The organism is Aliidongia dinghuensis, assembly GCF_014643535.1.
Classification (GTDB): Bacteria; Pseudomonadota; Alphaproteobacteria; order ATCC43930; family CGMCC-115725; genus Aliidongia; species Aliidongia dinghuensis.
This window is the reverse complement of the sequence record NZ_BMJQ01000036.1, coordinates 1-20,670: the sequence shown is the minus strand read 5'-3', so window position 1 is coordinate 20,670 and position 20,670 is coordinate 1. Positions and strand designations below refer to the sequence as shown.

The window sequence follows — 20,670 nt, the reverse complement described above, 5'->3', positions numbered from 1 at the left end:
CCGACGCCACTGGGCTTGCGAAAGCTCGTACCGCTTGGTCATCAACCAGACCCCAGATCGAAGAATCTGGCGTCTCATGAATCACATATTCAGCCATCCGTGAATCCTGAATGTCGATTGATCCTAGAGGGAGCAGGGCGATGGACACGATCGGCATCGGGCTCATCGGCACCGGCTTCATGGGCAAGTGCCACGCGCTCGCCTTCAACGCGGTCAAGGCTGCGTTCGAGGACGCGGTGCCGCGGCCGGAATTGCGCATGCTGTGCGACGTGGACGCGGCGCGCGCCCGGCATTGTGCCCAAGCCTTCGGCTTCGCGGCTTCGACGACGGACTGGCGCCGGGTCGTCGAAGACCCGGCGGTCGACTTGGTCTCCATCACCGTGCCGAACGGGCTGCACCGCGAGATCGCGGTCGCCGCCCTCGAGGCCGGCAAGCATGTCTATTGCGAGAAGCCGATGGCGCTGACGCTCGAGGACGCCGAAGCCATGGCGGCGGCGGCCCGGCGTGCGGCCGGGCGGACGATCGTCGGCTACAACTATGTGCGCAACCCGGCGATCGCCCATGCCCGGCACCTGGTCGAGGCGGGAGCCCTGGGCCGCATCCTGCATTTCCGCGGCATCGTCGACGAGGACTACATGGCCGACCCGGCGCTGCCTTGGTCCTGGCGCTGCCGGCGCGCCGAGGCCGGTCTCGGCACCCTGGGCGACATCACCGTGCATCTCCTCAGCATGGCCCACCTGCTGGTGGGTCCCGTCGTGCGCCTCGCCGCCGCAGTGGAGACGGTCCATCGCGAGCGGCCGGTGCCGGGCGGCGGGATGGCCGAGGTCGAGAACGACGACCTGGCGCACGCCCTCGTAAAGTTCGAGAGCGGCGTCTCCGGCGTGCTCGCGTCGAGCCGCGTCGCCTGGGGGCGCAAGAACCGGCTCGCCTGGGAGATCCATGGCTCGCGCGGCACGCTCGTCTTCGACCAGGAGCGCATGAACGAGCTGCAGCTGTTCGAGGCGGCGGGCGAGCCCGCGACGCGCGGCTTCCGCACGATCCTGACCGGGCCGCTGCATCCGCCGTTCGACCGGTTCTGCCCGGCCGCCGGCCACGGGCTGGGCTTCAATGATCTGAAGGTGATCGAGGCGGCCGAGTTCCTGCGGGCGATCGCGGCCGGCACGCGGCCGCGCTTCGATTTCGAGGAGGCGCTTGCGATCGAGCGGGTGATCGACGGCTTCGCGCGTTCGGCCGCGGCCGGCGCCTGGGTGGACGTGCCCTGATCCGGGGCTACGCGGCGACCTCGACTACGATCTTCCCCTGGGCCGAGCGGTTCGCGAGCGCAGCATGGGCGTCCTCGACCGCCTCCAGCGTGAAGCGGCGCGGATCGAGCCGAGGCGCGAGCTTGCCGGCTTCGACGAGCTTGGTCGCGGCCGCCATGATCTCGCCGTGGTGGGCGCGGTGCTTGCCGGTCAGCATCGGCATGAGCGTGAAGACGCCGGAGTAGGTCGCGGCCTTGAACGACAGCGGCGCCAGCGCGTGGGTGCCCCAGCCGAGGCAGCTCATGACATGGCCGCCATAGGCGCGGACCGCCTCAAACGACGCATCGAGCGAGGCGCCACCGGCCGTGTCATAGACGATGTCGAAGCCCGCGCCGTCGGTATGGGCCGTGACGTAGTCGGCGACGGTCGTGGTCTTGTAGTCGATCGCCGTGGCGCCCAGGCGCTCGATGATCTCCCGCTTGGCGGCGCCGTCCGTCGCGAACACCTCGGCACCGTAGGCCTTGGCGAGCTGGATCGCGATATGGCCGACGCCGCCGGCGCCGCCCTGGACCAGCACCTTCTGACCGGCGCGGACAGCGGCACGATCGACCAACCCTTCCCAGGCGGTGATGAAGATGAGCGGCAGCGCCGCCGCCTCGCGCATGGTGAGGTTTGCCGGTTTCAGCGCCAGCAGGTCGGCATCGACCGCGGCATATTCCGCGAGCGAGCCCTGCAGGCCGCCGACGCCGCCGGTCATGCCATAGACCTCGTCGCCCGGCCGGAAGCGGTCGACGCCGGGGCCGACGACGACGACCGTGCCGGCGAGATCGATGCCGAGCACGGCCGGGGGCTGCATCTGGGCGTGGGCTGCTTGGCCAGCCTTGATCTTGAGGTCGAGCGGATTGACGCCGCTCGCCGCGACACGCACCAGCACTTCGCCGGCTTTGGGCGTCGGCACCGGCAGCGTTCGGGCGACCAGCGGCTGGCCGTAGGTTTCGAGCACGAGCGCGCGCATCGAATGGGGCAGGGACATGATCGGGAACTCCTGGTCGAACATCGATGGTGTGAATCTGGCCCATGCCAGATCGATCGGAAATGAAAGCTATTGAACGATATTCATGCAGAAATGCATGATCGGCTGCATGGAATGGAGCGACCTCAGGATCTTCCTGGCCGTGGCGCGCGAGGGCACGCTCGGCGCCGCGGCCCGGCGCCTGGGCCAGACGCAGCCGACCATGGGGCGACGCATCCGGGCGCTCGAGGCGGCGGTCGGCCAGACCCTGTTCCAGCGCACGCGCGACGGGTTCGTGCTAACTGACGAAGGGGCTGCTGTGCTGCGCCATGCGGAGCGGATGGAGGAGGAGGCGATCGCCTTCGAGCGCCAGCTCGCGGGCGAAGGGGCCGGGCTCGACGGGCTGTTGCGCGTCTCGTCGTCCGACTGGTTCGGCGTCCATGTGCTGGCGCCGCTGTTCGCGCCGTTCCTGAAGGCGCACCCGCGCATCACGATCGAGCTGCTGACGGAATCTCGGCTCCTCAGCCTCGCCCGGCGCGAGGCCGATCTGGTGTTCCGCATCCGGCCGTTTGACGAGCCGGAGATCATCCAGCGCAAGGCCATGCACATGGACTATGCGCTCTATGCGGCGCCGGGCACCCCGCCGCCCGTGCTGGGCGACGGGGCGGGCGCCGCGCTCGTGACCATGGACGCGGCATTCGGCGAGCTGCCCGATGTCCTATGGCTGCGCCGACTGCTGCCGCATGCCCATGTCGCGTTCCGCAGCAACAACCGCGAGGCGCAGGCGCAACTCACTGCCGCCGGCGCCGGCTTCGCCGTGCTGCCGCGGCCGCTCGGTGACCGTATGCCTGGGTTGGAACTCGTCGACGTTGGAGAACCGCCGCCCGGGCGCGACGTCTGGGTCGGCTATCACCGCGACCTGCGCCGGCTTGCTCGCCTCAGGGCACTCCTCGACGCGACGCTCGAGGGATTGGCCGAGGGGGCGAGCTCCCCATAGCCCATGCCCCCTTAGCCCATGCCTACCTAGCCCATCACGGCCTTCGGCTCCAGATAGGCCTCGAGCCCGAACACGCCGTTTTCCCGGCCGATGCCGGAGTGCTTGAAGCCGCCGAACGGGGCGAGGGGTTCCATGGGCGCGCCGTTGATGATGACGCGGCCGGCCACGAGCCGATCGGCGACGCGGCGGGCGCGTTCCACGTCGGCGCCGACGACATAGGCGTGGAGGCCGTAGTCGGTGTCGTTGGCGATGGCGACCGCGTCGTCCGCCGTCTCGTAGGGGATGATCGCCAGGACAGGGCCGAAGATCTCCTCGCGGGCGATGACCATGTCGTTGCGGACATCGGTGAAGACGGTCGGCTTGACGAACCAGCCGCGGTCGACACCGTCCGGCAGGCCGGTGCCGCCGGCCAAGAGACGCGCACCCTCGGCCTCGCCCTCGCGGATGTAGGATTGCACGCGGTCCCACTGCCGCCGGCTCACCATCGGCCCGATGGCGGTCTCGGGATCCCGCGGATCGCCGGCCTTGCAGTGCTGTAGCGCCGCGACGACGGCCGTTTCGAATTCCTGGAGCCGGGCGCGCTGCACCAGGATGCGCGTGCCGGCGAGGCAGGCCTGGCCGCTGTTCATGAAGCCCGCCTGGAGCGCCAGGGGCGCGGCCGTTGCGAAATCGGCGTCGTCCAGGATCACCATCGGCGACTTGCCGCCGAGCTCGAGCGTCGTGCGCTTGAAGGTCTCTGAGCCGGCCCGCAGGATCGCCCGGCCGGTGGCGGTCGAGCCGGTGAAGCTGATCTTGGCGACATCCGGGTGGCGGGCGAGCTCGGCGCCGACCGTCTCGCCCCGGCCGTTGACGATGTTCCAGACGCCGGGCGGCACGCCGGCTTCGTGCAGCGCTTCGATGACGATGCGGGTCTGCAGCGCGCTCATCTCGCTCGGCTTCACGACTGCGGTCGAGCCGGACGCGATGACCATGGCGAGCTTGGAGCAGATGAAGCCGGCATTGGCGTTCCAGGGCGTGATGACGCCGACGACGCCGAGCGGCTCCATGGTGACGCGCGCGGTGCCGATCCGGCGGGAGAAGTCATAATGGTCGAGCGTGCGCGCGGCATCGCGGAGCACGCTTGCCGCGTAAGCGGTCGTCCATTCCGCGCGGGCCGCTGGCGCGCCGTACTCCTCGATCACCGCCTCTCTCAGATCGGCCGCACGCGCGGTGACCGCGGCGGCCATGCGCTCGAGCCAGCCGATGCGCTCGGCCTTGCCCGTGCGCGCGAATTGGGGAAATGCGCGCTTTGCAGCGGCGATCGCCGTGCGGGCATCGACCTCGTCGCCCAGGCGGACCTGGCCGATCACCTCGGCGGTCGCCGGATTGTGCAGGTCGAACAGTTCCGCGCCGTGCGGCGTCACCAGCGCGCCGTCGATATAGACCTTGTCGATCAATTCCATGGGATGCCCCTCCTTCTCGGTGGTCGATATGGGAGGTGACAATTGCTCGAATAAGTCGGATAGATTGGCATGTGGTAATGCATAAAATAGTACAATGACCGCTAGCCTCGCCGAATTCGACGCGATCGTCGCGGTGGCGCGCCTCCGCAATTTCCGGGCGGCCGCGGCCGAGCTCGGCCTGTCGCCGTCGGCGCTCAGCCATGCGGTCGCCGCCTTCGAGGCGCGGCTCGGCGTGCGGCTGTTCAACCGGACGACGCGCAGCGTCTCGCTGACCGACGCGGGCGAGCAGTTCCTCGCGCAGATCGTGCCTGCACTGGGCGACATCCATCGCGCGGTTGAGGCGATCAACAGCCACCGTGAGACACCGGCCGGCCATTTGCGGATCAACAGCTCGGTCGGCGCTGCGCGCATGATCCTGACGCCGCTGTTCCTCGAATATCTCCGCCGCTATCCCGAGATGAAGCTGACGCTCGTCACGGAGGGCCGCCTCATCGACATCGTCGAACAGGGGTTCGACGCCGGCATCCGGCTCGCCGAGGCGGTGCCGCAGGACATGATCGCCGTGCCGATCGGCGGCGAGATCCGCACGATCGTGGTTGGCGCGCCGGCCTACTTCGCGCGTTTCCCCGTTCCCCTTGTTCCGGGCGACCTGCTGCGGCAGCGCTGCATTCGCGCGAGGCTCGCGAGCGGCGCCGTCTGGCACTGGGAATTCGAGCGCCGCAGCGAGCGCGTCGCGATCGATGTGCCGGGTTCGCTCACGCTCGACGAATCCTCGCTCATGGTCGAGGCGGCGCTCGCGGGTGAAGGGCTCGCGTTCGTCAACGAATGGGCGGTCGCCCGCCATGTCGCCGACGGGCGCCTCATCCCGGTGCTCGAGGACTGGACGCCGCCCTATCCGGGGATCTGCCTCTATTATCCGGGTCGCCGCCACGTCCCGGCGGGCCTGCGCGCGCTCATCGACCTGATCCGCGAGCTGAACCCGTGACGGCAGTCAGCGCGCGGCCGGCGCGTGCCGCACGGCGCTCTCGATCGTGAGCAGCCCGATATTGATCGCGATGGCGACCGCGGCGAGAAAGATGCCGATCGCCATGATGGTCGTGATGTCGCCCAGGCCCATGGCATTGATCGCGGCATAGCCGAGGCCGCGCTTTGAGGCGAACATTTCGCCGATCAGCACGCCCAGGAGGCTCAGCGAGAAGCCGATGCGTACGGCGGCAACCAGCTCCGGCATGATCGCGGGAAAGACGACGTGGCGCACGGCCGCTGCGGGACCGAGGCCCAGCGTCTTGGCCGTGCGCCAATAGACGGGCTTCAGCTGGCTCACGGCATTCCGGGTCATGAGCGTGATCGGCACCAGCGCATGCATGACGCCGAATGCGACCTTGGCCGACATGCCGAGGCCGAAGGCGAGCAGGACCAGCGGATAGAGCGTCACCTTCGGTAAAGCATAGAACGTGACGAGGATCGGCTCGAAAACCTCGCCGCTCGCCCGGCTCACGCCCAGCGCCACGCCGATGAGTGAGCCGCAGAGGATCGACAGGGCCAGCGACCAGACGAAGGCGGCGCCCGTTTCGGCTGCATCGAGCCAGAAATGCGACGTCGCCATCATGTGGAGCAGCATCCTCATGGTCTCGAGGGGCGAACCCACGGCATGAGCCCCGCTCGTGGCACTCAGCACCTGCCAGCCGACAAGAACGGCGAGCGCGATGGTCAGCGGCGGGAAGATCTTGCGCATCCAAGCTCCTCAGCGGCGCAGGCGGGACTGCAGGCGGCGATCGAAATGGTCGAGCACCGCGTTCACCGCCGTCACGGCCAGGACGATCAGCAGCATCAGCGCGTACATCGTCCGATTTTCGAAATTGTTGTAGGCGTACGCGATCGCGTAGCCGAGCCCGTCGCCGGCGAGGATGAATTCGGAAGCGATGACGCCGATGAAGGCGTAGGCGATCGCGAGCCGCATGCCGGTGAAGAGATAGGGGGCTGTCGCCGGCAGCTGGACGAGCAGCGCGGTCTTGAGCGGCGACAGGCGCAGCACGTGCGCCGTACGCGTCAACACGCGCGGCAGATGGTCGAGGCCGTGGAGCGTCGCGGTGATCATCGCGACCACACCCATCAGCACGGCGATGGCGATGATCGCGGCGCTGCCGACCCCGAACAGCACGATGAAGACGGGGTAGAAGATGAATGTCGGGACCGCGTAATAGCTGGCGAGGAACGGCTCGAGCCCCGCACGCAGGAAGCGGCTCGCATGGATGATAAGCCCGCTGATGAACCCGCCGACGATCGAGATCGCCGCCGAAATCGCGATGTTGCCGAGTGTCGCGAGGATGGCGCTCGTGTATTCGCCCGAGCGCAGCAGGTCGTAGAGGCTGGCCGCGACCTCGCTCGGTGGCAGGATGACCGTCCGCGCGACCAGGCCCGCCCGGCAGCCGACCTCAAGCGCCAGGGCGAGGGCCAGTACGACGCCGGCCGTCACGAGGCTGCGATGCTTCATGCGCCGGCGGCCCGCTCGCTGCGCTGCATGTGCTTCATCGTCTCGACACGCAGCCGCTCCCAGATGCGGCCGCTGATCTCGCCGAAGCGGGGATCGGCGACGATCCGGCTGTCCCGGTCCTTGGCCCAGCCGGTGTCTATCGTCTCGATGAACAGGCCGGGCCGGGCCGACATGACGCCGACCCGGTCCGACAGCATTGTCGCCTCGTCGAGCGAATGGGTGATCAGCATGACCGTCGCGTGCGTCTCGCGCCACAGGCGCAGGAGCTCGTCGCCCATGAGCAGCCGGGTCTGCTGGTCTAGCGCGCCGAACGGCTCGTCGAGCAGGATCATGCGCGGCTGCAGGACCAGCGTGCGGGCGATGCACACGCGCTGGCGCATGCCGCCGGACAGTTGTGCAGGGTACGCTTTCTTGAAATCCCGGAGGCCCATGAAGCCCAGGGCATAGTCGACCCGCCGGGCGATTTCGGCACCATCGACCCCGGCGCGGCGCAGGCCGAATGCGACATTGGCCTCGACCGTCAGCCAGGGGAACGAGGCGTCCTCCTGGAATACGACGCCGACGCCCTCCGGCACGCCGGCGATCGGCTTGCCTTCGAACTCGGCGCTGCCGTCGGTCGGCGGCGCGAGGCCCGACAGCACGTCGAGCAGGGTGGATTTGCCGCAGCCGGAGGGGCCGACCACGGAGAAGAACTCGCCCTTGATGAGGTCGAGATCGATCGGGCCCAGCGCATGAAGCGACTTCTTGCCCGTGCTGTAAATCCGCGTGACGCCGGTGAGGCGCGCGGCGGCGACGCGCGGCTCGGGCAGCGGTTCGACAGGATGCAATGTCCTCGATGGGGCGATCATTGGCTGGCCTTCAGATCATCCGGGAGGAACGAAGCATCGATCAAATGATCCCAATCGGGTAGAGCATTGAGCTCGCCGACGAGCTTCAACCCTTCTGCGATGCGATCGAGCTCGGCCTTGTCGAAGCCGCCCTCGGTCCACATCCGCGGGGCGATCATGTTGCCGACCGCGACCTCGGCCAGCTCGGGCGACATGTTGAACTGCTTGGCGACCAGTTGCGCCGCCCCGCGGGGATCCGCATAGATCTGCTGCACGGCCAGCTGGCGGCCGGCGATGATCGCCCGGATCTTCTCAGGATGCGCCTTGGCGAATTCGCGCGTCGTGATGCCGACCGACGTCGTCATCGCCGGCAGCATGTCCTTGGCGCGCACGACCGTCCGGTAATTGTCCTTGCGGATGATCGACAGCGGCTCGATCAGCACGGCGGCCGACACCGCGCCGTTCTCGAGCATGGTCAGCCCCTGCGTATAGCCGCCCGAGGCGACGCGCTGGATCTTGGACGCGTCGATGCCGAGCTGCTTCAGCTCCATCAGGAACACCATCTCGGAGGTCGACTTGGGCGAGGTGATTGCGATCTTCTGGCCGACCAGATCCTTGAGCGTCTTGACCGGCGAGTTCGGCATGGTGACGAGCGTCGACTCGGCGACCGTGTGGGTCGCCGTATTGACGATCACGATGTCGAGGCCCTGGCGGGCTGCCGCGAGCGCCGCTGCCGTCGCGACTTCGCCATAGGGCGTCTGGCTCGCCAGAATGTTGCGCACGCTGGTGCCGCCGCCGGCGGAGCCGATGATGCCGGTAATGTCGATGCCGGCCTTCTTGAAGTCGCCGTTCTCGATGCCGACCGCGAACGGCGCGCCATAGAGGCTGGCGCCCCACTGGGTGATGCTGATCTCGTCCGCCGCCGCGGGCCGGGCAAGCGAAAACACGAGAGCCGTCGTGACCGCAAGCGCCGAGAAGATCCTGCTAACTACCCGCACCATGGCGTTTCTCCAATCGTAGCGGCTTCGAATGCAGCGATAACCCGCAAAGAGGCCCGTGCACCACCCAGTCAAGCACCACCCAGTCAAGCACCACCCAGTCAAGCACCACCTAGTCAAGCACTGGCCGATCAAGCGCTCGCTCTGGCGTCGCCGACGGTGAAGCCGGTGTTGCGTGTCGCGAGTGCAGCCGCTGCTTCAAGTTCGGCCACGGCGGCAGCATGGATCGTGTAGAGCGGCGCCCCGATGTCAACCAGATCGCCTTTCGAAGCGGCAAGATCGACACCGGCCGTCTTGTCGGCGGGCGCGCCGGCGCGGCGCGCGATGCCGGTCACGTGCCAGCTGTCGATGTCGAGCACGACGCCAGGTGTCGTCGCGCGCACGACGTGGCTGAGGCGGCCCGGCCGGATCGGCTCGATCAGCCCCTGGGCGGCGCGGATCTCCTCGAATTTCGCCGCCGCCGCGCCCGACGACAGGATCTCTTCAGCGCGCCGGCGTCCCGTAATCCGATTGCCGACGTCCGGGGCGAAGGACAGGATCTCGCCGACGAACCTCAAGGCCTTTTCCCGCAGATCCTGCGGCGCTGCCGGGTCGTTCCGCAGGACGAGGCCCACGTCCCGGAGCTCGAGTGCCACACCCAGCCCGCGGCCGACCGCGGCGCTGCCGTCGGTCGGGATCGCCCGCACGGTGAGGCCCAGGCCCTGGCCCACCAGCTCGAACAGCCGCCCGAGCTCGAGCGCCTCCGCCAGGCTCTTGAGCTTCGCGCGCGGTCCATAGGGCATGTCGACCACGACGTGGGTCGAGCCGGCCGTCCATTTCTTGGACAGGATCGAGGCGACCGACCAGCGGTTGCTGTCGAGGCCGAGCGGCCGGGTGATGGCATTGACGATGTCGTCGAGCGGCGAGTGGTTGAGCCGGCCGTTCCACGCGATGCAGCCGCCGGTCTCGAGTACGACGCGCCTCACGTCATCGGGCGTGAGATCGACGCGGGCGCAGGCCTCCATCACGTCCGCAGTGCCCGACGCGGACGTGATCGCGCGCGACGATGTCTTCGGGATGAGCAGCCCATGGGCCGCGACGATCGGCACGACGATGAGGGTGATGCGGCTGCCCGGGATGCCCCCCAGCGAATGCTTGTCGACGACGATCGGGGCGGACCAGTCGATGCGCGGCATGAAGCGGCAGCGCGCCCGGGCGACCGCGACGACCTCCTCGTCGTCGAGCTCCTGGATCGCCTTCAAGAGAAAGGCCGCGACCTCGCTTTCCGGATAGCGGTCCTCGACGATGTCGCGAAAGATCGTCTCATAGGCCTCGGTGCTGAGGCGCTGTCCGGCAATCTTGCGGCGGAGCAGGTCGCGGCTGTCGGGGGAGGGGGTGCGCCGGATGTTGACCGGCGTGCCCTCGGGCAGGCCCAGGCGGTCGAACGCTTCCAACGACAGGCCGATCTCGCCCGGCGCCAATTGCCAGTCGGGCTCGGCCAGATTGACGTTGGCGCGGATGCTGCGGCCGGAACCGACGAGATCCATGCGGCCGGCGTCGAGATAGCTGGACGAGGCGACGGCCGTGCTGTTGGCCGGCAGATAGGCGATGTTGTCGCGGCCGGCCCGGATCGGCAGTCGCCGGAGCGCCATGCGCGCGCTTGCTGCCTCGAGGGCCGCGATCAGGCGCTCTGTCCCTTCCTCGACGGTCGAATCGTTGGCGACGCGGATGAGGTCGACTCTCGCGGGCAAGGGTGCCACCTCGCGGGCAAGACGCGCTTCGACCTCCGCCACCGTCTCGCGGCCGCGCTCCAGAATGCGCGCCCGCAGCACTTCCTTCGGTGCCGTGATCTCGATCACGACCAGCGGGTGCACCCGATCCGCGAGTGCTGCGACCGACGCGCGCGAGCCGTTCGCGACGACGTTCCGCCCCGCGGCAAGATCATTCTCGATCGCCCGCGGCAGGCCGTAGCGCAGGCCGTGGGCGTCCCAGGCATGGATGAAGGCGTTCGTCGCCAGGCGCCGCTCATATTCCGCGATCGAGACCGGCTCATGATCCTCGCCGGGGCCAGCCTCGCGGGTGATGACGCGGCGGACCGGCACGTAGCGTCCAGTGGGCGCCAGTTCCCCGAGCGCGCGAGCGATGAGGGTGTCCTTGCCGACACCGCTCGCTCCCACGACGAGAAAGAAGATGCCCCGCGGCATGGTGCGCCCTCCGACCGGCGTTACGGGCTAGAACGAGTCGTCGAGGCCGATGTCGACGGCCGGCGCCGACTGCAGAGGCTTGCTGGTGGAGATGAAATCCACCCCGGTCTCGGCGATCGCCGCGATCGTGTCGAGCCGGATGCCGCCCGATGCCTCGAGCTGGGCTCGGCCGGCGACGATGCCGACGGCTTCGCGCATTTCGGGAATCGGCATGTTGTCGAGCATGATGACGTCGACGCCAGCCGCGACGGCCTCGCGCACCTGCTCCAGGCGGTCGCATTCGACCTCGATCTTGGTGAGCGCCGGCGCCGCCTGGCGGGCCCGCGCCACAGCGTTCGAGATGCTGCCGCACACGGCAATGTGGTTGTCCTTCAGCATCACGCCGTTGTCCAACCCCAGCCGGTGGTTGAGCGCGCCGCCGCAGGCTGCCGCGTGCTTTTCGAGCATGCGCAGGCCTGGCGTGGTCTTGCGCGTGTCGAGCAGGCGCGCCTTGGTGTGGGCAATCGCGGCGACATACTTGCGCGTCTCGGTCGCGATGCCGGACAGGCGCTGGATGATGTTGAGCGCGGTGCGCTCGGCGGTGAGCAGCGACTGCGCCGGGCCGCTCACGACCATGAGCAGCGTGCCCTTGTCGACCTGCTGGCCGTCGGCCGCCTGGATCTTGACCTCGACGCGCGGATCGTAGTGCTGGAATACGGTCGCCGCGACCTCGATGCCGGCGACCGTGATCGGCTCGCGCGCATTCATGTAGAAGGTGGCGGAAGCGGATGGGTCGACCATCAGTTGCGCGGTCAGATCGTAGTTGCCGATGTCTTCGGCCAGCCACAGCTCGATGAGCTTCAGCGCCATGAAACGATCGTACATGGTGTCCCCGTCCCCTGAAGAAGTGGCTACCGCGCACAGCGGTCCGGCAATGCCCCAACGGCGAATTATTTGTGTGCAAATGTTCTAGCGCGATTGAAATGTAGATGTCAATCACGGGGCGGGCGGGCTGTAGAAAATTTTGTCGCACTGTGCGCCGACAGATCGTTCCCGGACGAATTTTCGTAAAGGTCGACGGACTATACGGGTGCCTGATTTGTGGAATGCTCAAAGAGAGCAAATGGCAGATGGCCGCGATTACGGAGTTTGGCTCAATGTGAGCCTAATCTTTCATCTGTGTTTGGCTCATTATGAGCCTAATCTTTCGTCTATATTGAATTGTTGCTAAGGAACGGTGCCGGCGATTGAAACGCTCCGGAGCTGCCGGCCGGCCGGCAGCCGAAGCATCCGGGGCGGGCGTCAACTAAGCATTAAAACTTGGCCTTGTAGCGTCGTTTGCGTGCCAATAATTTCCGGCCCGATCGTCCCATGATTCGCGGGGCGAGCTCTGCTGCGGCCTGGTCAGCTTCCGAGGGAATCGTGAAAAATCTGAGCATCTTCCAGCGGCTTCTGCTCATCATCATCACGCTGTCGGTTGCCTTCGGCGGCATCGCGATCGAGCAGGTCTGGTCGGTGCGCCAGATCATCCTGCGCGAGCGCGAGGACAAGCTGCGCGACATGGTCACGAGCGTGGTCCGGATGGTCACAACCTACGACGACGAGGTCAAGGCCGGCCATATGACGCTCGCCGATGCGCAGGAGGCGGCCAAGAAGGCGATCCGCGGCATGCGCTGGGGCGATGGCGACTACTACGGCGTCTACGCCTATGACGGCACAACCCTCGTCCACGCCAATCCGAAGAACGAGGGCGTCAACCGCATCAACGCGACGGACAAGCATGGCCGGCGTACGGTCGAGGATCTGATCAAGCTGGCGCAGAGCGGCGGCGGCTTCTCCGAATTCATGATCCCGCGTGCCTCGGGCGGCGCCGAGGCGCCGAAGCAGGAGTTCTCGGCACCCTACGAGCCGTGGAAATGGGCGATCCAGGCGGGCGTCTATACCGACGACATCGATACCGTCATGTATCAGCAGGCCGCCTGGATCGGCGGTATCGCCGCCGTGGTGCTGTTCTGCTCCGTCGGCATCGCGCTCGTGCTGGGCCGCGGCATCACGCGACCGATCGGACGGTTGTGCGACGCGATGGATCGGCTCGCCGCGGGCGACACGGACGTCGTGGTGCCCCATGCCGACCTGGCCAACGAAACCGGCCGCATCGCCCGCGCACTGACCGTGTTCCAGGGCAGCATCATCGAACGGGCGCAGCTTCGCCTGGCCCAGGACCGCAACCGCGAAGAAGCGGAGGAGCGCAGCCGCAAGCTCGTCCAGAAGCTGGTCGACGACCTGAGGGCGAGCGTCGGCCGCGCCGTCGGGACGGTCACGAAGGCCGCGGCCGAGATGCGCGGCTCGTCCGAGGTCATGTCGTCGAACGCGAACCACGCGAGCGAGCGGTCGACCAGCGTCGCCACGGCCGCGGACCAGGCGTCCGCCAACGTCCAGACGGTGGCCGCCGCCACCGAGGAGCTCGCGACCTCCGTGGTCGAGATCAGCCGCCAGATGTCGCGGTCGCTCGCGATCGCGGACAAGGCTCAGGACGATACCGTGCGGACCAATCGGGCGATGGCCGGGCTCGCCGAAGCGGCCGGCAAGATCGGCGAGGTGATCTCGTTGATCGACACGATCGCGAGCCAGACGAATCTGCTGGCGCTCAATGCGACGATCGAGGCCGCGCGGGCCGGCGAGGCGGGCAAGGGCTTCGCCGTCGTGGCAAGCGAGGTGAAGGCGCTGGCGACCCAGACGGGTCGGGCCACGGGCGAGATTTCCGGCCAGATCGGCGAAATCCAGGCCGCGACGCGGGCCGCCGTCGATGCGATCAAGGAAATCGGCCAGACGATCGCCGAGATGAACGAGATCGGCTCTTCGATCGCGGCGGCGATCGAAGAGCAGGGTGCTGCGACCCAGGAGATCACCCGCAATATTCAGGAGGCCGCGCGCGGCACGGCGGAGGTCACCCGGTTCATCGGCGATATTTCCGAGGAAGTCCGGGCGACGTTCACCCAAGCCTCGCAGGTACATGGGGCCGCGAGCGGCATGGAGCAGATCGTCTCGCACCTCAATGTCGAGGTCGACACGATCCTCTCGAACCTGCAGGCTGCCTGAGAGCGCTCGCCCCATCGGGTCACGGCTGCCATCCTGCCCGTTGCCGAGCCCGCGGTAGCGGGTCGCGAGCGGGGGCATGTGGTAGAGATAGAGCGAGAGCGTGCGGGTCGAGCCTAACTCACTTGGCATCGGCGCCGTGGCGGCCGGGACCCAGCGGAGGGCAGCGTCATGCCATTGGTTCGCATCGATTTGAGCAAGACGGCCTCGCGCGAGCGCGTCCGAGCCGTCGGCGACGCGGTCTACAACGCGATGATCCAGGTCGCGAATGTGCCCGTGAACGATCGATTTCAGATCGTCACGCGCCACGAGCCGGACGAGATCGTCTATCCGGAGGCGGGCTATCTCGGCGTCGACTATTCGCCGGACCTCATCATCATCCAGGTCACCTGGGTCGGCGGCCGGTCGACCGAGGTGAAGCAGCAGTTCTATCGGCAGATCGCCGACGAGCTTCATGAGAAGCAGGGCATCCGCAAGCAGGACATCTGGATCAGCCTGGTCGATGTGGGCCGGGAGGACTGGTCGTTCGGCAACGGCGAGATGCAGTACGCCCCGAAGTGACGCTTCGGCCGGGCGACGGCCGCGGCAGTCAACGAGCGGGGAGCGCGCTTCCAGACGGCGTCGCCGTCAACCGGGTGGCGCCCAGCAGACCGGCGGCCGCCAAAACAAGGCTGCCGATCATCAGGCCGAAGCCGCTCGAAAAATTGCCGCTGACGCCGACGAGAAAGCCGACGACGACGGGCGCCGTCGCGCCGCCGACCTGGCCGGCGGTGTTGACGATACCGGCATAGGCAGCACGGCATCGCGCCGGCGCCAGGTCGAGCACGATCGCGCCGAACGGGCTGAGGCCGCCATAGAGGAAGAATGCGGCACCCGACAGGCCGGCGAGCGACAACGGCAGGCTGGGGGCTTCGTAGGCAAGATAGAGGAAAGCGCCCGCGCTCAGATAGGATCCGAGCAGCAGCGGGGCCCGATGGCGAAGGCACGGCCCGCTAGCGAGCCAGCCGGCGAGCAGCAGTCCGCCGAGTGCCGCGATATATGGGATGCCGCCCACCAGGCCGAGCGCCTTGATGTCGACGTGGTGGGCCTGCGCCAGATAGCTCGGCATCCAGCTGAGATAGCCCCAGTAGGCGATGTTGAAGGCGAAATAGACGATCGACATCAGCCATAAGGCCGGCTGGCGCAGCGCCGCGGCAAAGGAGCCTTCGGCGCCGGCCGGGACGATACCCGTCCGTTCCGCACGCCGCGCTGGAATGTATCGGGCGTTGACGAGGGCCGCGACGAGCGCCGGGGCCGCCATCAGAAAGAAGACGCTGCGCCAGCCATGGGCTGCGAGCAAGGCGCTGACCAGCGGCCCGGCGAAGGCAGGTCCGACGGCGAAGGCGGTCGCCCAGAAACCGATGGCGCGCGCCCGCCGCTCTGCATCGAAATGGTCGCCGATGACCTTGTAGCAGCAGGCGTTGGAGATGCCTTCCGACAGGCCGAAGCAAGTGCGCACGGCGATGAAGCCCGCAACGCCCGCGACCAGTCCCGTCATGCCCGTGAAGAGTGCCCAGAACAGCGGGGCGATGATCAGCAGCGGCTTCGCCCCCCAGCGGTCGGCCAGCAGACCACCCGGGACCTGCGCCAGGAAATAGCCGATCCCGAAGCACGACAACACGACGCCGAAACGCGCCAGATCCAGGGAGAGATCAGCCATGATCGACGGGCCGGCGAAGCTGATGGCGACTCGGTCGAGGTAGTTGGCCACCTGGAAGAACCAGAGTGCCGCGATGATTTTTGTCTTCCCGTCCAAGGTCGTTCCTCCCATCCGCCGCGCTTCAGTCGCGGTGCTGTGTCACGGAACTCTCCGGCTGCGGGAACGCTCCGTCCAATAGATTGATCGACGCCGTTTGATAAGGCAGAGTGATCGATATGGAGCTCCGGCATCTTCGATATTTCTGCGCGGTCGCGGAGGACCGCCATGTGACGCGCGCGGCCGAGCGCCTGCATGTCTCGCAGTCGGCCCTGACGCAGCAGATCAAGGCGCTGGAGGAGGAGCTGGACACGCCGCTGTTGCGCCGTGTCGGGCGCGGCATCGAATTGACCGAGGCAGGCCTCGCCTTCTGGCGCGAAGCACAGCTGATCCTCGATCGCGTGCCGGCCGCCAAGCTGATCGCCCAGGAAACCGCGCGCGGGCTCGCCGGCCGGCTTGCCATCGGCATGACGGAAACCGCGTCGTTCGCACCGCCCGTGACAGCGGTGATGAAACAGGCGCGCGAGCGCTGGCCCCAGGTCGAGTTCAGCCTCATTCAGGGCCGATCGAACGAGCTTGTGGCCGCCTTGGAGGAACGCCGGATCGATGTCGCCTTCATGCGATCACCGGCGCCGGCGACCGACACGCTGCAATGGCGGCCCTTCCTCAGCGAGGGCCTCGTCGTCGTCCTGCCGGATGCCCATCGGCTCGCCGCCCGGCGCTCGGCCGACCTGGCGGATTTGGTCGAGGAACCACTCATTCTGCCGCGCGGCCGAAGCGGCGCCGGGACAATGCGGGCGCGCATCGCCGCAGCCTTCGCGGCACTCGGCCATGCGCCCCGCATCGTTCAGGAGACGCCTGAATATGTCATGGCGATCAATCTCGCGGCGGCCGGTTTCGGCATCGCGCTGGTGCCGGCCGTGTTGGCCGGCCTGCGTCGCGACGGCGTCGTCTATCGACCGCTTCGAACCAGCCCGCCGCTGGTGACGGAGATCATCCTCGTCACCCGGTCCGGCGATCCGGCGCCGGTCGTGGCGAACTTCGCGGCGCTGTGCGCGGAATGCGGGTCGAGGGCCGATGACGCTGGATCACGGTCCCCATGAGGTGAGCCACGGCTGAGCTGCGAGCATCGCATGGCGATGCGCGTCGATCGTTGGCTGCAAGGCGCCCAGCATGTCGTCCTCAGTCTGGCCGGTCATGAGGAGCGCCCGGTAGAAAGGATCGAGATCAAAGCTGATGCTGTCGGCCGGCCCGCGGTGCGAGCCATGGGACAGTTCAAGGCGTTCGAGATCGACGGAGACGCCGGCGAAGGGATCCCGCTCGATGTCCCCGACCAGATCCTCCGCATCCGCGCGCGCCAGGATCAGCGGGGCCAGGCCGTTCACGATGCAGTTGCGCTTGAAGGTCTCATTGAAGCTGATCGCGGCGACGACGCGGAAGCCGTGGTCGCGCAGGGCCCAGACGGCACTTTCGCGGGAGCTGCCGCAGCCGAAATTGGCACCGGACACCAGCATCGCGGCCCGGTCATAGGGCGGGCGGTTCAGGATGAAGTCCGGATCAGGCGCGCGCCCCGGGCCGGCGAGATACCGCTTGGCGGCGAACAGCCCGTCGCCCCAGCCATACGTCGAGGCGCGGGTATTTTCCGCGACCGGGATCAGTTCATCCGTGTCGACGTTGTCGCGCAGCAGCGGCAGGGCGATCGCGTGAAGGCGAACGAGAGGGGCCGGCATGTCAACGGCCTCCTGCCGCGAAGGGACGCGGGTCCGCGATGCGGCCCACGACCGCCGAGGCCGCAACCGTCGCCGGGCTGGCCAGATGGGTGCGAGTTCCGGGCCCTTGGCGATTCTCGAAATTCCGGTTGGTCGAGCTGATCACTCTCAGGCCTTGCCAGATCGGCCCCTCGCGGCCGGCGCAGTTCGAGCAGCCGGATTTCCGCCATTCGAATCCCGCCGCCTCGAAGATGCGGTCGAGCCCTTCCGCCTCGGCCTGGGCGCGCACGGCCATCGAACCGGGCGTGCACATGGCGCGTATGCCGTCGGCCACTTTCCGGCCCTTGAGGATTGCCGCCGCGGCGCGCAGGTCCGAGATGCGGGCGTTGGTGCAGGAGCCGATGAAGGCGGCGTCGATCGGGATCGACGTGAGAGGCCGGCCGGGCTCTAGGTGCATATAGGCGAGCGCCCGGTCCGTGCCTGCGCGTGCGGCAGCGTCGCCGGTGTCGGCCGGGTCCGGCACGATTCCATCGATACCGACCGCTTGCATGGGTGTCGTGCCCCAAGTCACCTGCGGCGTGAGCTCGCTGACGTCGAGCGCCAGCTCGCGCTCGAAGACCGCATCCGGGTCCGAGCGGAGCCGGCGCCAATGGGCGATTGCCAATTCGACCGTTTCGGGTGATGCCGGCATCGTCCGGCTGAGCGCCTCGAAGGTCGTGTCGTCGGGGGCAATGAGCGCGTAGCGCGTGCCCATTTCCGCCGCCATGTTGCAGAGCGTCATGCGGGCTTCCATCGACAGGCTCGCGACGAGGGGGCCGGCGAATTCGACGACATAGCCGAGGGCGAGCTTCACGCCGTGTGCGGCGAGCAGGCGCAAGGCCGCGTCCTTGGCATAGACGTGTGGGCCGAGCCGGCCGGTCAGCGTAACGCGGAGCGTCTTCGGCCGCTCCAGGACGAGAGCGCTGCGCCGGAGCACGGTCGCGACCTCGCTCGAGCCGACGGCGAAGGCAAGGGTGCCGAACGCGCCGAGCGTGCAGGTATGGCTGTCGCCGCAGACATGCGTGGTGCCCGGCAGGACGAAGCCCTGTTCCGGCCCGGCGACATGCACGATGCCGTGCGCTTCGTCGTCGGGCCGGGCATAGCGATAACCGAGGGCGGCACAGCTTTCCTCGAGCGAGGCGATCATCTGGCTGCCGCTTGTGCTCAGCGAGTCATGCGGCCCCCGGTCCGGCGCGGTGCTGATGGCATGATCGGCCATGGCGAAGATCTGGTCGGCCCGCATGTGCGGCCGCTCGCCCGCCGCCCGCAGGTCGCGCAAGGCGTAGCCGCCGCTCAGCTCGTGCAGGGTCATCCGATCGATCACCAGGGCGACGCGGCCGCCGGGCAGCTCGCCCGCCTGATGGGCGGTCCAGATCTTGCCGAACAGCGTCGTCCCGCTCACGCCGCGAACTCCCGCTCACGTGCCCGCTCATGGGCCAAGCCGACGACCGCGGTCATCTCGGCGAAGGGCATGAGCTCCTGCGCAATGTCCTCGAGGTCGCCGTGCGTCTTCAGTACGTTGAGCGCGCGGCGCATGGCGGCGCCGGCGCTGGAGAGTGTCACGCCAGGGAACGAGACGCGGCCGACGCCCAATTGCCGAAGCTCGGCCAGGTTGATCGACGGGGTCTTGCCGCCAGGTGCCCCCACCATGTTGACGCTGACCGGCCCGTCTACGCCCTGCACGATGGCGGCGATATCCTCGCGGCTGCCCGGTGCCTCGACGAATACCAGCGTGGCCCCGGCCGCGAGATAGGCGTTCGCACGCTCGATCGCGGCGGCGAGGCCGTCGGTTGCCAGCGCATCGGTCCGTGCGTTGATCACGAAGTAGGGATCACGCCGGGCAGCGACGGCGGCGCGGACCTTCTGAACCATCTCGTCCAGCGCAACGACCGACTTATCGTTCATATGGCCGCAGCGCTTCGGGAAGGTCTGGTCTTCGATGTTGATGCCCGCGGCACCGGCCGCCTCCATCAGGCGCACGGTGTGAAAGGTGTTGAGCGCATTGCCGAAACCGGTGTCGCCGTCGGCCATCACCGGGATCGTCACCGCATTGGCGACGGACTGCACGGCGTTGATCTGATCGCGCATCGACAGGATGCCGATGTCCGGCAGGCCGAGCGCCGCGGCGGCAACGCCGAAACCGCTCACCTGGCACGCCTTGAAGCCGGCCTGCTCGACCATGAGTGCGCTGAAGGCGTCATAGACGCCGGGCACGGGCAAGGCGGCACGCTCTTGGATCAGGTCATGAAGAATACGGCACTTCGACATCGATGCTCCTCCCGGCAGGCTTGGTCAGCCGCCGCGATCGTGATGCCGAGGAAATGCGCGGTCCAATAGATTGAATCGGCCGGAATAATCTTTTCTGCTAATTGATCAACGAACGACGGCCGGCGATTCACGCCTCGCCGGCCGTCGAGATCCCGCCGAGCCGGAGCTGGGCCATCTTCAGCCGGACGCGTTGGAAGAGCAGATCAAGGACCTTTTCGTCGCCGCCGAGTTTGATGGTCACCACGAGCACGCCCGACACGACGCTCTCCAGCAGCACGAGAACGTCGCCCACGGAGCCGCCGGCGGCCATCGTCGGCTGGACGATCTGCTTGATGGCCTCGGCGGCGATCTGGTCGTGGATCTCCAGGATCTTCATTCTCTGGAGCTTCGTCGCCGGGGGCTTCGGGTTGGTCACAAATGCGCTGCGCATCGGCACCTCGCGTTCAATTGGCGTGACGATCAAGGATCCTGTCCGCCAATTGATTCAATTCGCCAGCCGCGGGGTTGTCTCGCGGGGTTGTCTCGGGGGGGACTCCCCACCAATGATCAAGAGAGAAGCGAGGGGCTGTGACCCCGCGTGACGAACCGGCGGAAGGTCTCCCGAATGGGCCATGATAGCGCCGTGCTCGCCGCGTCCAGGACGCTTCGCG

The 20,670-nt window shown here is 67.7% G+C and carries 19 protein-coding genes; 6 read left to right on the top strand and 13 right to left on the bottom strand.

Annotated elements, in window-relative coordinates; genetic code table 11:
* Nucleotides 1–140: 140 nt before the first annotated feature.
* Nucleotides 141–1,262 carry a Gfo/Idh/MocA family protein gene (locus IEY58_RS33550; protein ID WP_189052551.1) on the top strand — a complete coding sequence of 374 codons (1,122 nt, stop codon included), beginning with the start codon at nucleotides 141–143 and terminating at the stop codon, nucleotides 1,260–1,262.
* 7 nt (nucleotides 1,263–1,269) lie between these two features.
* Here the strand turns inward: IEY58_RS33550 and IEY58_RS33545 are convergent, their stop codons facing one another.
* Complete coding sequence (locus tag IEY58_RS33545; RefSeq protein WP_229744162.1) at nucleotides 1,270–2,274, bottom strand: zinc-dependent alcohol dehydrogenase family protein; 1,005 nt, start codon at nucleotides 2,272–2,274, stop codon at nucleotides 1,270–1,272.
* 85 nt (nucleotides 2,275–2,359) lie between these two features.
* On the opposite strand from IEY58_RS33545, the gene IEY58_RS33540 reads away from it, so the two are divergent.
* Nucleotides 2,360–3,250, top strand: a complete 891-nt coding sequence (locus IEY58_RS33540; RefSeq protein ID WP_229744161.1) for a LysR family transcriptional regulator — start codon at nucleotides 2,360–2,362, stop codon at nucleotides 3,248–3,250.
* Between the two features lie 26 nt (nucleotides 3,251–3,276).
* Here the strand turns inward: IEY58_RS33540 and IEY58_RS33535 are convergent, their stop codons facing one another.
* A complete protein-coding gene (locus IEY58_RS33535; RefSeq protein WP_189052550.1) occupies nucleotides 3,277–4,692 on the bottom strand; it encodes an aldehyde dehydrogenase family protein in 1,416 nt (471 codons plus the stop codon).
* A 94-nt stretch (nucleotides 4,693–4,786) separates the two neighbouring features.
* Here IEY58_RS33535 and IEY58_RS33530 point away from each other — a divergent pair, with 94 nt between their 5' ends.
* Nucleotides 4,787–5,677: a LysR family transcriptional regulator gene (locus IEY58_RS33530; RefSeq protein WP_189052549.1), complete on the top strand. Its 891-nt coding sequence runs from the start codon at nucleotides 4,787–4,789 to the stop codon at nucleotides 5,675–5,677.
* A 6-nt stretch (nucleotides 5,678–5,683) separates the two neighbouring features.
* On the opposite strand, the gene IEY58_RS33525 is transcribed toward IEY58_RS33530, so the two are convergent.
* The 6 genes from IEY58_RS33525 to nadC all read right to left on the bottom strand — a co-directional run bounded on the left by IEY58_RS33525 (nucleotide 5,684) and on the right by nadC (nucleotide 12,058).
* A complete protein-coding gene (locus IEY58_RS33525) occupies nucleotides 5,684–6,427 on the bottom strand; it encodes an ABC transporter permease (RefSeq protein ID WP_189052548.1) in 744 nt (247 codons plus the stop codon).
* A 9-nt stretch (nucleotides 6,428–6,436) separates the two neighbouring features.
* A complete protein-coding gene (locus tag IEY58_RS33520; RefSeq protein WP_189052547.1) occupies nucleotides 6,437–7,186 on the bottom strand; it encodes an ABC transporter permease in 750 nt (249 codons plus the stop codon).
* A complete protein-coding gene (locus tag IEY58_RS33515) occupies nucleotides 7,183–8,013 on the bottom strand; it encodes an ABC transporter ATP-binding protein (protein WP_229744160.1) in 831 nt (276 codons plus the stop codon). The genes IEY58_RS33520 and IEY58_RS33515 overlap by 4 nt, the downstream gene beginning before the upstream one ends.
* Before the next feature lie 17 nt (nucleotides 8,014–8,030).
* Nucleotides 8,031–9,014: an ABC transporter substrate-binding protein gene (locus IEY58_RS33510; RefSeq protein WP_189052545.1), complete on the bottom strand. Its 984-nt coding sequence runs from the start codon at nucleotides 9,012–9,014 to the stop codon at nucleotides 8,031–8,033.
* Between the two features lie 128 nt (nucleotides 9,015–9,142).
* A complete protein-coding gene (gene phnN / locus IEY58_RS33505; protein WP_189052544.1) occupies nucleotides 9,143–11,194 on the bottom strand; it encodes a phosphonate metabolism protein/1,5-bisphosphokinase (PRPP-forming) PhnN in 2,052 nt (683 codons plus the stop codon).
* A 27-nt stretch (nucleotides 11,195–11,221) separates the two neighbouring features.
* The gene (gene nadC, locus IEY58_RS33500; RefSeq protein ID WP_189052543.1) at nucleotides 11,222–12,058 is read right to left on the bottom strand and encodes a carboxylating nicotinate-nucleotide diphosphorylase; all 837 of its coding nucleotides are present in this window, start codon (nucleotides 12,056–12,058) and stop codon (nucleotides 11,222–11,224) included.
* A 537-nt stretch (nucleotides 12,059–12,595) separates the two neighbouring features.
* On the opposite strand from nadC, the gene IEY58_RS33495 reads away from it, so the two are divergent.
* The gene (locus IEY58_RS33495) at nucleotides 12,596–14,272 is read left to right on the top strand and encodes a methyl-accepting chemotaxis protein (protein ID WP_189052542.1); all 1,677 of its coding nucleotides are present in this window, start codon (nucleotides 12,596–12,598) and stop codon (nucleotides 14,270–14,272) included.
* 168 nt (nucleotides 14,273–14,440) lie between these two features.
* On the top strand, nucleotides 14,441–14,830 hold the full coding sequence (locus tag IEY58_RS33490) for a tautomerase family protein (RefSeq protein WP_189052541.1): 390 nt from the start codon (nucleotides 14,441–14,443) through the stop codon (nucleotides 14,828–14,830).
* 28 nt (nucleotides 14,831–14,858) lie between these two features.
* On the opposite strand, the gene IEY58_RS33485 is transcribed toward IEY58_RS33490, so the two are convergent.
* Nucleotides 14,859–16,064, bottom strand: coding sequence for an MFS transporter (locus IEY58_RS33485; protein WP_189052540.1), 1,206 nt, complete (start codon nucleotides 16,062–16,064; stop codon nucleotides 14,859–14,861).
* Nucleotides 16,065–16,183: 119 nt separating this feature from the next.
* On the opposite strand from IEY58_RS33485, the gene IEY58_RS33480 reads away from it, so the two are divergent.
* Nucleotides 16,184–17,107, top strand: coding sequence for a LysR family transcriptional regulator (locus IEY58_RS33480; protein ID WP_189052539.1), 924 nt, complete (start codon nucleotides 16,184–16,186; stop codon nucleotides 17,105–17,107).
* Here IEY58_RS33480 and leuD read toward each other — a convergent pair.
* From leuD to IEY58_RS33460, 4 genes are all read right to left on the bottom strand, one after another.
* The gene (gene leuD / locus IEY58_RS33475) at nucleotides 17,093–17,734 is read right to left on the bottom strand and encodes a 3-isopropylmalate dehydratase small subunit (protein WP_189052538.1); all 642 of its coding nucleotides are present in this window, start codon (nucleotides 17,732–17,734) and stop codon (nucleotides 17,093–17,095) included. The two genes, IEY58_RS33480 and leuD, sit on opposite strands and share 15 nt — an antisense overlap.
* 1 nt (nucleotide 17,735) lies before the next feature.
* A complete protein-coding gene (locus IEY58_RS33470) occupies nucleotides 17,736–19,154 on the bottom strand; it encodes a 3-isopropylmalate dehydratase large subunit (RefSeq protein WP_189052537.1) in 1,419 nt (472 codons plus the stop codon).
* Nucleotides 19,151–20,020 (bottom strand): isocitrate lyase/PEP mutase family protein, encoded by an 870-nt coding sequence (locus IEY58_RS33465; protein WP_189052536.1) that lies wholly within the window; start codon nucleotides 20,018–20,020, stop codon nucleotides 19,151–19,153. The genes IEY58_RS33470 and IEY58_RS33465 overlap by 4 nt, the downstream gene beginning before the upstream one ends.
* Before the next feature lie 127 nt (nucleotides 20,021–20,147).
* Nucleotides 20,148–20,483, bottom strand: a complete 336-nt coding sequence (locus tag IEY58_RS33460; protein ID WP_189052535.1) for a hypothetical protein — start codon at nucleotides 20,481–20,483, stop codon at nucleotides 20,148–20,150.
* Nucleotides 20,484–20,670 lie beyond the last annotated feature (187 nt).